Source organism: Burkholderia sp. Bmkn7, from assembly GCF_041103175.1.
Taxonomy (GTDB): Bacteria; Pseudomonadota; Gammaproteobacteria; order Burkholderiales; family Burkholderiaceae; genus Burkholderia; species Burkholderia cepacia.
The window spans coordinates 2,542,944-2,556,059 of the sequence record NZ_JBGCUH010000002.1 but is presented as its reverse complement, the minus strand read 5'-3'; the positions used below and the strand labels follow the sequence as shown (position 1 = coordinate 2,556,059).

At 68.3% G+C, this 13,116-nt stretch carries 10 protein-coding genes; 5 read left to right on the top strand and 5 right to left on the bottom strand.

Annotation, left to right across the window (positions count from 1 at the left end):
• Positions 1–46: 46 nt before the first annotated feature.
• Positions 47–1,132, top strand: a complete 1,086-nt coding sequence (locus AB3K92_RS17295; RefSeq protein WP_369465797.1) for a porin — start codon at positions 47–49, stop codon at positions 1,130–1,132.
• Positions 1,133–1,145: 13 nt separating this feature from the next.
• Here the strand turns inward: AB3K92_RS17295 and AB3K92_RS17290 are convergent, their stop codons facing one another.
• A complete protein-coding gene (locus AB3K92_RS17290) occupies positions 1,146–2,018 on the bottom strand; it encodes a LysR family transcriptional regulator (protein WP_059622623.1) in 873 nt (290 codons plus the stop codon).
• A 131-nt stretch (positions 2,019–2,149) separates the two neighbouring features.
• Here AB3K92_RS17290 and AB3K92_RS17285 point away from each other — a divergent pair, with 131 nt between their 5' ends.
• Positions 2,150–3,148 carry a quinone oxidoreductase gene (locus AB3K92_RS17285; protein ID WP_042973007.1) on the top strand — a complete coding sequence of 333 codons (999 nt, stop codon included), beginning with the start codon at positions 2,150–2,152 and terminating at the stop codon, positions 3,146–3,148.
• A 59-nt stretch (positions 3,149–3,207) separates the two neighbouring features.
• On the opposite strand, the gene AB3K92_RS17280 is transcribed toward AB3K92_RS17285, so the two are convergent.
• Positions 3,208–4,722, bottom strand: a complete 1,515-nt coding sequence (locus AB3K92_RS17280; protein ID WP_369465489.1) for an MDR family MFS transporter — start codon at positions 4,720–4,722, stop codon at positions 3,208–3,210.
• Between the two features lie 231 nt (positions 4,723–4,953).
• On the opposite strand from AB3K92_RS17280, the gene AB3K92_RS17275 reads away from it, so the two are divergent.
• Positions 4,954–6,513, top strand: coding sequence for a methyl-accepting chemotaxis protein (locus AB3K92_RS17275; RefSeq protein ID WP_021156877.1), 1,560 nt, complete (start codon positions 4,954–4,956; stop codon positions 6,511–6,513).
• A gap of 56 nt (positions 6,514–6,569) precedes the next feature.
• Here the strand turns inward: AB3K92_RS17275 and AB3K92_RS17270 are convergent, their stop codons facing one another.
• Together AB3K92_RS17270 and AB3K92_RS17265 are read right to left on the bottom strand one after the other, a co-directional pair.
• Positions 6,570–8,237 carry an ATP-binding domain-containing protein gene (locus AB3K92_RS17270; RefSeq protein ID WP_369465488.1) on the bottom strand — a complete coding sequence of 556 codons (1,668 nt, stop codon included), beginning with the start codon at positions 8,235–8,237 and terminating at the stop codon, positions 6,570–6,572.
• 126 nt (positions 8,238–8,363) lie between these two features.
• Positions 8,364–9,218, bottom strand: coding sequence for a helix-turn-helix domain-containing protein (locus tag AB3K92_RS17265; protein ID WP_006485970.1), 855 nt, complete (start codon positions 9,216–9,218; stop codon positions 8,364–8,366).
• A gap of 224 nt (positions 9,219–9,442) precedes the next feature.
• On the opposite strand from AB3K92_RS17265, the gene AB3K92_RS17260 reads away from it, so the two are divergent.
• Positions 9,443–10,777, top strand: a complete 1,335-nt coding sequence (locus AB3K92_RS17260; protein WP_021156879.1) for an FAD-binding oxidoreductase — start codon at positions 9,443–9,445, stop codon at positions 10,775–10,777.
• 82 nt (positions 10,778–10,859) lie between these two features.
• Positions 10,860–11,954, top strand: coding sequence for a TrkA family potassium uptake protein (locus tag AB3K92_RS17255; RefSeq protein ID WP_021156880.1), 1,095 nt, complete (start codon positions 10,860–10,862; stop codon positions 11,952–11,954).
• Positions 11,955–12,132: 178 nt separating this feature from the next.
• Here AB3K92_RS17255 and AB3K92_RS17250 read toward each other — a convergent pair whose 3' ends face one another.
• Positions 12,133–13,062: a LysR family transcriptional regulator gene (locus AB3K92_RS17250; RefSeq protein WP_021156881.1), complete on the bottom strand. Its 930-nt coding sequence runs from the start codon at positions 13,060–13,062 to the stop codon at positions 12,133–12,135.
• Positions 13,063–13,116 lie beyond the last annotated feature (54 nt).

Here is a 13,116-nt window from a genome sequence, read left to right as displayed (position 1 = left end):
AAGGGGACAGTCAGTCATGCATCTCGATTCAAGGGCGTCGAAGGCGATGCTGGGGTGGAGTGTGTTCGCATCGTCGCTGACCGCGACGACGGGCACCGTACAGGCGCAGGGCAGTGTGACGCTGTACGGCATCGTCGACACCGGCATTTCGTACTACAACCATGCGGCGAAGGGCGGATCGGCGGTGGGCATGCCGCATCTGACCGGCGAATTGCCTTCGCGGTGGGGCGTGAAGGGTACCGAAGACCTCGGGGGCGGCAACCGGGCGTTTTTCGTGCTGGAGAACGGCTTTCAGCCCGGCACCGGTCGGCTCAACTACGGCGGGAGACTGTTCGGCCGGCAGGCGAACGTGGGACTGAGCAGCGCATACGGAACGCTCACGCTCGGCAGGCAAATGAACATGACGGCCCATGCGCTGGCCAACGCCGACGTGATCGGGCCGTCCATTCATTCGCCGAGCAACTTCGACGCCTATCTGCCGAATGCGCGCAGCGACAACGCGATCGGTTACCTGGGCAAGTTCCGCGGGCTCACGATCGGCGGCACCTACAGCTTCGGCCGCGATGCCGCCGGGCCGGCCGGGCCTTCCGCGACCGGCTGCGCGGGGCAGGTGCCGGGCAATCCGCTCGCCTGCCGGCAATATACGGCGCTGGTCGCTTACGACGCGGCGCGCTTTGGCGTTGCAGTGTCATACGACGTGAAGCGCGGCGGGGCCGGCGCATCGGCGCCGCTCGACAGCAGCGCCCATACGAGCACGCACGGCGTCGTCGGCGGCTATGCGGTGATGGGGCGAGCGAAGCTCGGTGCGGGATGGATCAGGAACAACGTCGCGGCGGCCGGCCATTTGCAGACCGATATCGTCTTCGCGGGCGTGGCCTATGCGCTGACGCCCGCGGTCACGTTCGATGCACAAGGCACGCGTTATCTGCAACGCGGGCCCGCGAGCAATGCGAACGCGACGTTGCTGGCCGGGCGCGCCAACCATCAGCTGTCCAGGCGGACGCGCGTCTATACGTCGGTCGGCTACATGCTGAACGGCGCGACCGCAGGCAAGGCGGTCGCCGCCGGTGGCACGGTCGAAACGGGGCGGAGCCAGCTGGGGATCATGGCCGGGCTGCAGCAGCGGTTCTGACGAGGCCGGGGCGTCAGAGCCGCCCATCCGCCGCGCGCACCGCCTCGGCGATCGCATCCGCGACATGCTGTACGCGCGGCGAGCGGCGCACGTCCGGGTGGACGACGAGCCAGATTTCGCGCTCGATATCGCAACGCGGCGCGGCGGTGAGTTCAACGAGCGGCGCACCGGCTTGCGCGGCCGGATCGTCGACGAGAAAGCGCGGCAGCAGCGCGACACCGGCGCCCGCCGCGCATGCGCGATGCTGCGCGGCGAGGTCGTTCGCGATGAACGCGAAACGGCGCCCGGCCGCGAAACGCTCGAGCCACTGCTGCTGCGGCGTTTGCGCGAGCGCGTCGTCGTAGCCGACGAACGGCCAGGTGTCGGGCGGCGCGCTCGCCCATTCCGGCGACGCGCACAGCGCGAAGCGCATCGTGCCGAGCCGGCGCGCCGCGAGCCCCGGCTCGGTCGGCCGCGACAGCCGCACCGCGAGATCGGCTTCGCGCGCGTACAGGTTCGCCGCGTGCATCTCGCCCATCAGGTCGATCCGCAGCGCCGGCCACGCGCGCTGCGCGCGGGCCAGGCGCGGCGCGAGGAAATGGCTGGCGAATACCGGCGACGCCGATACGCGTACCACGCCGTCGAGTGCCGCCGCACCCTGGGCGGCGCGCGCGAACGCATGCGCGTCCGCTTCGAGGCGTGCGGCGTGCTCGGCAAGGTGCAGCCCTTCGTCGGTGGGCGGCCAGCCGCGCGGCAGCCGGTCGAACAGCCGGATGCCGAGCGCGGATTCCAGCGCGTCGATGCGGCGCGCGACCGTCGAATGCTGAACCTGCAGCGTCCGCGCGGCCGCCGACAGGCTGCCGCCGCGCATCACCGCGAGGAAGTAGCGGATGTCGTCCCAGCTCATCGGCGGCGCGGCCGCGGCCGGGGATGGTCGATCGGTCGAATTTTGCACAGTAGATGGGCGATCAGAGGGAATTCCGGTCGATTATGCACGATGGGATGATCGTGTCACTTCATTCGATTGCGAGGAACGTCATGACCCAAACCACGACCGCCATCCGGATCGGGATCGACCGCTACGGCGACGCCGGCGTGCTGCGCCGCGTCGATGCACCCGTCGCGCCGCCCGATGCCGGCGAGGTACGAATTCGCCAGACCGCGATCGGCGTGAATTTCGTCGACATCTATTTCAGGACGGGCGCGCATCCGTTGCCCGCGCTGCCGGACGCGCTCGGCGTCGAGGCGGCCGGCGTGATCGATGCGGTCGGGCCGGGCGTGACGGATCTCGTCCCCGGTCAGCGCGTCGCGTATGCGGGCATGCCGACCGGCAGCTATGCGAACCTGCGCACGATGCCGGCCGAGCGCGTGGTGCCGATCCCCGACGGCTTGAGCGATGACGCAGCGGCCGCCGGGCTGCTGAAAGGGATCACCGTCTACATGCTGATGCATCGCGTCCGGCAGGTCGGCGCGGGCGACACGGTGCTCGTGCATGCCGCCGCCGGCGGTGTAGGACTGCTGGCGACGCAATGGGCGCGTGCGCTCGGCGCGCGGGTGATCGGCACGGTCGGGTCGGCCGCGAAAGCCGCGCTCGTGCGCACGCATGGCGCCGAGGCGGTCGTCGATTATCGCGAGGAGGATTTCGTCGCGGCGGCGCGCGTGTTCGGCGGCGGCACCGGGGTCGATTACGCGATCGACGGAATCGGCGGCGACGTGCTGACGCGCACGCTCGGTGCAGTCCGTCCGTTCGGGATGGTCGCGAGCATCGGGCAGGTGGCCGCGATCGGCGCACGGCACACGTTCGATCTCGACGAACTGGGGCCGGCGCGCTCGATCGCGCTGGCGCGGCCGAGCGTGCTCGGCTTCATCGCGCGCGACGTCGACGGTTATCGGGAGGCTGCGCGCGCGACACTCGAACGGCTGGCGAGCGGGATGCACGTGGAGATCGGCGCGCGGCTGCCGCTCGAACAGGCGGCCGATGCGCACCGGCTGCTGGAGTCGCGCGCGACGACGGGCGGGGTCGTGCTGGTGCCGTAACGGCGGGTGGCCGCGAATCGCGAGGCGGCCCGGCGGCTGCATCGCGGTTCATCGGCCAGTCAGTTGTGCTTGCGCAGCGGCGCATCCTCGACGAACCACGCGAGCACGAACGCGATCGCGATGACCGTCGCCGCCGCGAGATAGACGACGTGCAGCGAGCCGGCGAACGCATGCAGGTACGCGTCGCGCACGGCATCCGGCAACTGGTGCACGGCGGCCGGGCCGAGCGCGGGCGGCAGCTCCGTGCCGGCCGGCAGCGCAGCCATCACCCGCGACTGCAGCCCGTGCGAGAACAGCGCGCCGAACGCTGCGACGCCGAGTGAGCCGCCGATCGAGCGGAACAGCGTCGCACCCGACGTCGCGACGCCTATGTGGCGGAATTCGACTGTGTTCTGCACGGCGAGCGTGAGCACGGGCATCACCATGCCGAGCCCGATCCCGAGCAGCGCCATGTACGCATACATCGTGTGCAGCGGCGTATCGAGCGTCAGTGTGGACAGCAGCGCCATCGCGACGCCGCCGGTCAGCGTGCCCAGGATCGGAAACATCCGGTACGAGCCGAGCCGCGAGATCAGCCGGCCGCTGACGACCGACGTCACGAGCATCCCGCCCATCATCGGCAACAGCTGCATCCCGGCCTGCGACGGCGTCGAACCCTTCACGACCTGCAGGTAAAGCGGAATGAACGTGACCGAGCCGAACAGCGCGATGCCGACGACGAAGCCGATCAGGCTGACCAGCACGAAGGTGCGATGGCGGAACAGTTCGAGCGGCATGATCGGCTCGGCCGCGAGCCGTTCTTCGTAAATGAAGCCGCCGATCGCGACGACGCCGAGCACGAGCGTCATCCACAGCTGCGGCGACGTCCACGGCAGCAGCGAGCCGCCTTCGCTCGTGAACAGGATCACGCAGGTGAGGGCGGTGGCGAGGAACGCGGCGCCCATGTAGTCGATCCGGTGCTTCACGTGCGCGGTGTGCGGCCGGAACGCCATGCCGATCACCGCGAGCGCGAGAAAGCCGAGCGGCAGGTTGATCGTGAAGATCCAGCGCCACGACAGGTGCTCGACGAGGAAGCCGCCGAGCAGCGGGCCGACGATCGTCGCGAGGCCGTACACGCCGCCGAACATCCCCTGATAACGCGCGCGGCGATCGGGCGGCACCAGATCGCCGATCGCGGCCATCGTCACGACCATCAGGCCGCCGCCGCCGAGCCCCTGCAGCGCGCGCAGCACGATCAGCTGCGTCATGTCCTGCGCGACGCCGCACAGCGCGGAGCCGGCGAGGAACAGCACGATCGCGGCCTGCAGCACGATCTTGCGGCCGTACAGGTCGCCGAGCTTGCCGTACAGCGGCAGCACGACGGTGGACGACAGCAGGTACGCGGTGACCACCCACGACAACTGGTCGAGCCCGCCGAGCTCGCCGACGATCGTCGGCAGCGCGGTCGACACGATCGTCTGGTCGAGCGCGGACAGCAGCATGACGAGCAGCAGCGCGGCGACGATCAGCCCGGTCGGCGCGTCGCGGCGGGCCGTTTCGGCGGCCGGCGGAGTGAGGAGGGTGTCGGTGGTCATCGATATATCTGCCATGGCAGGGAATTGGTTCGAACTATAACGACGGATAGTTGACCAGTCAATTTCTGCCCAGCCTCGATCTGTTGCAACCGTAACAGTAGATTGCCGACGCGAAAAATTGACCGGGATCAGCCGGAAAGCGGGGCCGGGCTCAAGTTTTTTGCAGGCAAACCGTAATACAGCGTGCTGCGGACCGATTGCCGCGGCACTTTTCACCGCTCACGTCCCGTCATGAACCTGAACGCCCTGTTTTCCCGTTTCTCGATCCGCACGCGGATCTTCTCCACGCTCGGCCTTGTCGCCGCGCTGCTCGTCGTGTCGGGGCTGATCGGCCTCGCCGGCATGCAGAGCTCGAACCGCGCGCTCGACGAGGCCTATACGCAACAGCTGGCGGCGAAGACCGCGCTGTCGGCGGCCAGTCTCAACCTGACGATCGTGCGCACGACGCTCGACCGCGCGCTGCTGCACCCGGAAGCGCCGGACGTGCCCGATCTCGTCAAGAAGGCCGAGAGTTATCTCGCGAAGGCCGACACCGCGTGGCGCGGCTACGCGTCGATGCCGCACGACGGCGACGAAGGCCCGCTCGCGAGCCGCCTCGATGCCGCGCGCCAGGCGCTGATCGGGCAGGCGCTGAAGCCGATGATCGACGCGGTCCGCGACGGCCGCCGCGACGAGGCCGACCGGCTGCTGATGTCGGTCGCGCCGCCGCTGTCGGTTGCGCTCACGCAGGCGACCGATGCGCTCGATGCGTACCAGGGCGCACGCGGCAAGGAGGTGTACGACACCGCGCAGACCTACTACGGCTGGATGCGTGCGGGCGCGATCGCGGGTATTGCGTTCGGCCTGGCCGCGTGCCTCGGTTGCGCGATCGGCCTGCATTACGCGATCACGCAGCCGGTGAACCGCCTGCTGTCGCATTTCCGTCGCCTGTCGGAAGGCGACCTGACGTCGGAAGTGCGCTGGTCGTCGCGCGACGAGATGGCCGAACTGGTCAACGGCGTGACCGGCATGCAGCGCAGCCTCGCGGACACCGTGCGCCAGGTCAGCCAGGGTTCCGAGGCGATCTCGACGGCGACGCACCAGATCGCGGCCGGCAACACCGACCTGTCGCAGCGTACCGAGGAACAGGCGTCCGCATTGCAGGAGACGGCCGCGAGCATGGAGCAGCTCACCGCGACCGTGAAGCAGAACGCGGACAACGCAGTGGAGGCGCAGGCCTGCGCGGACACCGCGAGCGAGATCGCCACACGCGGCGCGACCGTGGTCGGCGAGGTGATCGGCACGATGAACGAGATCGACCAGAGCTCGCAGAAGGTCGCCGACATCATCGGCACGATCGAGGGGATCGCATTCCAGACCAACATCCTCGCGCTGAATGCGGCGGTCGAAGCCGCGCGTGCCGGCGAGCAGGGCCGCGGCTTCGCGGTGGTCGCGGGCGAGGTGCGCACGCTTGCGCAACGCTCGGCGTCGGCGGCGAAGGAAATCCGCACGCTGATCGGCGAATCGGTCGAGCGCGTCGCGAACGGCTCGCGGCTCGTCGGCGTGGCCGGTACGACGATGCAGGACATCCAGCAGGCGATCGGCCGCGTGACGGGCATCATGACGGAGATCGCGGCCGCGTCGAACGAGCAGCGCGACGGGATCGAACAGGTGAACCGCGCGGTGTCGCAGATGGACCAGGTGTCGCAGCAGAACGCGGCGCTCGTCGAGCAGGCTGCGGCCGCGGCGGCTTCGCTGGAGGAACAGGCGGACGGGTTGCGTCGCGCGGTGGGGGCGTTCCGGGTGGCGTGAGCGACCGAGGGCGGCGACACGACGGGCGCTTGCCCGCCGGTCGCCCGCCGATTACGTCAGACGGCCGCGAGCTGCGCGGCCGCGCGCGACGACGCGACGATCAGCAGCTTCATCGTCGCGCGCGTCGCACCGACGAACAGCTTGCGCGCGGCACGCGCGTCGAGCCTGTCGAAGTCGACCTCGGTGAGGATCACGCACGGCGCCGACTGGCCCTTGAAGCGGTAGATCGAATCGAGCAGCACGTCGCCTTCGCGATATTCCGGGTTGCCGAACAGGTCGTACTTGCCGGTGAAACTCTTGAGTCGGTGCGGGCCGAGCTGGTCGAGCGGCGCGAGCACCGAGCCTTCGCGGCCGCGATACGACAGCACCGCGATGTCCTGCTTGCGAAAGCCAAGCGACAGCGCGTGCGTGATCGCCCGCTTGGTCGCGTCGACGCAGGCTTCGGCCAACGCGTCTTGCGACGCGCCTTCTTCCCCGTACGCCGACACCGACGGATCCGAACCGTCGAACGGGCTGCCCGAGCGCAGCTCGGCCGCGAGCGGCTCGACCCTGCCGACGATGTCGCGCACGAATTCGAGCAGATCGCGCGGGCTCCGGTAGTTCGTGAGCGCCTTCAGCGTGACCCAGCCCGGCAGCGCGACGGGCTCGCGCATGTACAGGTTCTGCAGCGGATCTTCCAGCCACCACCATGCGCCGTCCGGCACCAGCAGGCGTTCCAGCGCGGCCGCCCACGGCGCATGGAAATCCTGTCCTTCATCGACGACCAGCACGTCGAAGCGCCAGCGTTCGGAAATGGGCGTTTGCGCGAAGCGCGCCTCGAGCCGTTCGAATTCGCCGGGTACCTGGAAGTCCGGCGCATATCCGCCGTCGCGCGCGACCCAGTCGCACAGCTGGTGGTAATTCGCGATCTTCGCACCGGGCGGCGCGATGCGCGTGATGTAGTCGGCGAGCGGCCGGTTGAAGCACACGTAGAGCACGCGCTTGCCGGCCGCGACGGCATCGCGCATCGCCTGCACCGCGAGCTGCGTCTTGCCCGAGCCGGCCGTGCCGGTGACGCGCAGCCGGAACGGCGCGAATTCGAGCTGGCGCGCCCATGCGGCGAGCCCGCCCGACAGCCGCGTGACAAGCGTGCCGGCCTGCCCGACGAGTGCGCTCGTATCGGGCGTGAGCGCGAGCTCGTCCGCGAGGAAATGGTGGAGTTTCGGCGCGTTCGGAAAGTGCTCGTCGTCCTCGGGCAGGATTCGCAGGATCACCTGCGCGAGCTGCGCCTTGCGCGACGCATCGACGATGCGGTCGGCGGCGACGCCGGCGATCGACGCGTCGCGGATCGAGTAGTCGGGGCAGTACAGCAGCGCCTCGACGCCGTAGACACCCGCGCCGAGCGCGGCCGTCAGGCGCCGGTGCAGCGTTTCCTGCGTGCGCGCGAGCTGGATCGGGACGTTGCGTTCCTTCTGCAGATAGACCTTCACGAGCCCCTTCGGCGTTTCGCGCAGGAAGCCGGCTTTCTGCTCGATCAGCAGCACGCGGCCGGCCGGGCTCACGACGACGAACGCGGCCTCGCCGAACACCGAGAACGCCTGGTCGGCGCGCGTCCAGTGCACGCCGTGATACACGGTGTAGCCGTCGGGCAGCGCGTGTTCGAGGGCCGCGAGCGTTTCGCGCTCGCGTTCGGCCGCGCCGGTCGCGGCGAGGCTTTTCCAGTCGTCGGGGATGAGGCGGGCCATGGCGTCGGGCGGCGGATGCCGGCGTGGGCGTGAACGGGTGCGGCTATTGTACTGATCCACGACCCTGTTCACGACCGCCGTGCCGCGCGGACGATGGCCGTCCGCACAGGGAACGGCCCGGGGACGTTACCCGCGTGCGAGCCGTTTCGCGAGATCGGCGCTGAGGATCGCCATGCGCGCGGGTTTTTCGTAGCAGACGACGTCGAACGCGCGGATCACTTCACTGATGTCGGCCTCGCTCGCGCGGCCGGTGAGCAGGTCGCCCGTCAGCACGAAGATCGGCGCGCCCGGGTTGTCGGACGTGCGCACGGCCTTGATCGCGGTGGCGGCCGTGCTGTCGTCGAACAGCCATTCGGTCAGGACCGCGTCGAAGGCCTGGCCCTGCAGCGCGTCGACGAACGGCGCGAGGCCATCGAATGCGGCCGTCGCGAAACCCTGGCGTTCGAGATAGCGGCACAGCTCGGTCGCGCTGACGCGATCGGGGTCGATCACCGCGACGACGAGCTTGTCGCTCTCCGCGCGGCGCGGATAGATCTCGATCTTGTGCACGTCGTACGCGTTCTGGTACAGCACGCCGGTGTGGCGCAGCACGCGCCAGCGGCCGTTCTGCTCATATGCGACGAATTCGGGGCGCGCGCCGGCTTCGAGCGGCGCACCGATCCATGCGGTGCACGGAATCTCGGCGACGCCCGCATAAAGTACGGCCTCCTGCGAATACGCGCCGACCATGCCGGGGTCGAGCGTTTGCGCGCCGAACAGCTGCGCGGCGGGTTCGCCGTACGCTTCGGCGACTTTCTTGATCTGCGCGAGCGTCCAGGGGCTGCTGCCGCGCAGCTTACGATGGCCTTGCGAAAAGCTCAGGTCGAGGATGCGGCACAGCTCGGTGGTCTGCTGGCGCTTGCCGATGCCGTTGCGGGTCATCAGCTCGCGCACGCGCTCGGCAACCGCGAGGGAATCCGTGGTGATTGCTTCAGTGGTCATGCTACGGGAACGGATCGTGACGTTCAGAACGACGCCTTGCGGCAGTCTCGACGGACAGTCTTCGTGACGTCCAGGGGCGAGCCGACCGGCCACGCGCGGAAAAGATAACTTTACCGCAAAATGGTCGTTATTCAGCGTGGTGAAAGGTGCGTTTGTGTGAAAGGTGTGTCACGACGTTACCACCGCCGCCCGTATCCGGATGCATTAACCCCTGACAGGAAACAATGACGACCACCTATCCGCTGCACGATACCCTGACCCTTGGCGATTCGCCATTCCCGGCCGACGCCGACGTCGTGATCGCCGGCGCCGGCATCATGGGCTGCGCAGCCGCGTATTACCTGGGTCTGCGCGGCCTGAAGGCCGTCGTGCTCGACAAGTCGCGTATCGCCGGGCAGCAGTCGACACGGGCGTGGGGCTTCGTGCGGCAGCAGGGCCGCGAAGCTGCCGAGGTGCCGCTGATGATGGCCGGCATGCGGATCTGGGAAGCGTTAGAGGAAACCCTCGGTTTCGATCTCGAATGGCGGCAGGGCGGCTGTCTTTATATTGCGGACAACGAAACGGACTGGGCGTCGTTCAACGCTTGGCTCGCGGTCGCGCGCGAACACGGACTCGACACGCGCACGCTGACGCGCGCGCAGATCGACGAGCGCGTCAGCGGCCTTTCGCCGCAGGCACGCACGCTCGGCGGGCTGTATACCGCGACCGACGGGCAGGCCGAGCCGCGCCGGGTGGCTGCCGCGTTCGCCGCGCGTGCCGTCGAGGCCGGCGCGCGCTTCTTCGAAGGCTGCGGCGTGACCGCGATCGAGACGGCCGGCGGCGCGGTGGTCGGCGTCGTGACCGAGCGCGGCACGATCCGCACGCGGCGCGTGATCTGCGCGGCGGGCGCGACCAGCTTCCGGCTGCTCGACGGCGTCGGCATCCGGCTGCCGCAGCAGGCCGTCCGCGGTACCTGCATGCGCACCAATGTGGTGCCGCCGGTGTCGGCATCGACGGTGTGGGGGCACGGCCTCGGCATCCGGCAGCGCAAGAACGGCGCGATCAATCTCGCCGACGACATGCAGGTCGACGTCGACCTGACGCTCGGCCACCTGCGCGGGTTGAGCCTGTTCTGGCCGGAGTTCTGGTCGCAGCGCGACAAATTCCGGCTGCACGTGAACGGGGCTGCCTGGCGCGATGCGCTTGCGCGCATCAACGGTGCGACCGGGCCGATCGAGCCGCGCGATCCGCAGCCGCAGCCGAATCGCGCGCATGCGCCGCGTGCACTCGCGAAACTCAAGACGATCTTTCCCGCGCTGAAGGACGCGCAGATCGTCGAGGCCTGGGCCGGCCTGATCGACGTGCTGCCCGACGGCATTCCGGTGATCGACGCGCCGGGCACGCCGTCCGGGCTTGCGATTGCGACGGGGTTCTGTGGCCACGGTTTCGCGATGGGGCCGATCGTCGGGCGGCTGCTAGCCGAATGGATCGACACCGGTGCGCCGTCGCTCGACCTGTCGGCGTTTCGCGCGCAGCGCTTCGTCGACGGCACGATGGTGCGGCCGCGCAGCATGCTGTAACGGACGAATCGATGCGATGACGTCGGCCGGTCGTGGCCGACCCATCGTAGAATCGAGCCCGCATCCTTCAGGAGATTCCCCGTTGGCATCGCCCTCCGCCCAGCGCCGCTCGTTGCGCTCACGCCTGCGTCGCGCGCGCAATCCGTGGCAGGCGCCGCGCGCACGCACGTTGTTCACGCGTCCCGCGACGTCGCCGCGCCGCACGCTGCTGTTCCGTCTCGGCGCGGTCGTGCTGCTGTGCACGCTCGCGTTCCTCGTGTTGTATCTCGATCGCGACGGGTTGCGCGATTCGACCAAGAGCACGCCGATGACCGTCGCCGATCTCGTGTACTTCACGATGGTCACGGTCGCGACGGTCGGCTACGGCGACATCGTGCCCGTCACCGCACGGGCGCGACTCATCGATGCGTTCTTCATCGTGCCGATCCGCATCGTCATCTGGTTCATTTTCCTGGGCACGGCCTATCAGTTCGTGATCCAGCGCGTCGTCGAGGAATTCCGCATGAAACGCCTGCAAAAGCAATTGTCCGATCACATCGTCGTATGCGGTTATGGCCTGTCGGGCTCGATCGCGGTGCGCGAATTGCTCGAGAGCGGTGTCGATCCGGCGACGGTCATCGTGATCGATTCGCAGCAGCAGGCGCTCGAGGCCGCGACGTCGCTCGGCGTGACGGGGCTGCTCGGCGATCCTGCGCACGAGGATCTGCTGCAGCAGGCGCAGGTGCGTTCGGCGAAGGCGGTGATCATTTCGGTGACCGACGATCCGACCGCGATCCTGCTGACGCTGTCGGTGCGCAGCATCGCGCCCGATACGAAGATCGTCGTCCGGATCCAGGAGAACCTGTACCAGCGGCAACTGCGGCAGGCGGGCGCCGACGTGATCGTGTCGTCGACGAAGATCGGCGCGCTGCTGCTCGCGGACGCCGTGCATAGCCGCTATATCGTGCCGTTCGTGAACGACATGCTGTCGACGCGCGGGCGCGCGACGCTGCTGGAGCGCGAGGCGATGCCGCAAGAGGTCGGCTGCATGACGAACGTCGTGCCGGGTGCGATCGTCGTCGGGCTCGATCGGTGCGGGAAGATTTTTTCGTTCTACGAGGATCCGCCTTGCAGGATCGAGGCAGGGGATACGCTGGTTGTGATTCAGTCGGCGCGGATTCCGGATCCGGATGTTTGATGCTTGATGCTTGAACCAATGCATTTTCATCAGGATTCCCTGGGTGGCGACTGCTGGCGACGGCGCATCAACGCGCAAACGCGGCGCCAGACCCGGGCCGACTTCAATTGAACAAGGCCGGGTATGCGTCGGGTCATGCCAAAACGCACGAATCGCGGGCACGCCCGATTCACGGCCATCAAGACAGGCTTTGCCCGTCCTTGCGCAAAGATCCCGTCAGGTGACGCAATTCGTCCAGCAGCTTGACGGCGGGCGCGGGTAGCGTGCCACGCCGGCGCCGGAATGCCGTCAGAGTGCGTTGCGCATCCAGGCCTTCGATGTCCAGCGCGTCAATGACGCCAGCCTTGCTTTCGGTGTCGTACATCGGCTCGGCCATCCATGAGACGAAGCCGCATCGTGCTACCAGGCTTTTGAGCACGGTCACCGAACGGGTCTCGACTGCAATGGCCGGCATCGGCAGACCGCGGGCCCTGAAGGTCTCCTGCATGTGGGCATAAGGTCCGGTTCCCTTGGGCGTGAGCGCCCACCGTTGTGTCAGTGTGTCTTCGAGCCGCAGACCGCGCGTCGAGCGCAACGGATGATCGGTCGCCGCGACCACGAAACTCCGGTCGGTCCATGAACAATCGGAGAGCGCAGCGACCTCGTCGGTTTCGATTCCCGAGGTGCAGAGCGCCAGGTCGATCTCGTAAGCGAGCAAACCCTCGACGAGACGATCCCACACGCCTTCGATCACCTCGACGCGCAGGTTGGGCCATTTCTCGAGCACGCACGCGATGGCCATCGGCAGCACGAGGCTCGCGATGCTGCCCACCGCGCCCACCTTGATGACGCCTTTCGCGAGGCCGCGCATCGCGTCCAGTTCCTCGCGCGCCTGTTCGGCTTCCCGTTGCAGCAACATGGCATGCGGCATCAATGCCTCGCCCAGCGCGGTCAGCTGCATCCCTTTCGTGTGGCGCTCGAACAGCGGCGCCCCGACCGATTCCTCGAGCCGCTTGATCGATCTGCTCAGCGCGGGCTGGGTCATGTCGAGCAGCGTCGCGGCTCGTCCCAGGCTACCGGCGGACACGATCGTCGTGAACATCGTCAACTGCTGCAGATTGAAACTCATCGCGGCGAACCTGATTGAAAGGGAATAAAGGGGGGAACAGGGTCCCGGGTTGGA

Coding starts and splice junctions, on each gene's coding strand:
- AB3K92_RS17295 (WP_369465797.1), top strand. CDS start 47: ATGCTGGGGTGGAGTGTGTTCGCATCGTCGCTGACCGCGACGACGGGC.
- AB3K92_RS17290 (WP_059622623.1), bottom strand. CDS start 2,018: ATGAGCTGGGACGACATCCGCTACTTCCTCGCGGTGATGCGCGGCGGC.
- AB3K92_RS17285 (WP_042973007.1), top strand. CDS start 2,150: ATGACCCAAACCACGACCGCCATCCGGATCGGGATCGACCGCTACGGC.
- AB3K92_RS17280 (WP_369465489.1), bottom strand. CDS start 4,722: ATGACCACCGACACCCTCCTCACTCCGCCGGCCGCCGAAACGGCCCGC.
- AB3K92_RS17275 (WP_021156877.1), top strand. CDS start 4,954: ATGAACCTGAACGCCCTGTTTTCCCGTTTCTCGATCCGCACGCGGATC.
- AB3K92_RS17270 (WP_369465488.1), bottom strand. CDS start 8,237: ATGGCCCGCCTCATCCCCGACGACTGGAAAAGCCTCGCCGCGACCGGC.
- AB3K92_RS17265 (WP_006485970.1), bottom strand. CDS start 9,218: ATGACCACTGAAGCAATCACCACGGATTCCCTCGCGGTTGCCGAGCGC.
- AB3K92_RS17260 (WP_021156879.1), top strand. CDS start 9,443: ATGACGACCACCTATCCGCTGCACGATACCCTGACCCTTGGCGATTCG.
- AB3K92_RS17250 (WP_021156881.1), bottom strand. CDS start 13,062: ATGAGTTTCAATCTGCAGCAGTTGACGATGTTCACGACGATCGTGTCC.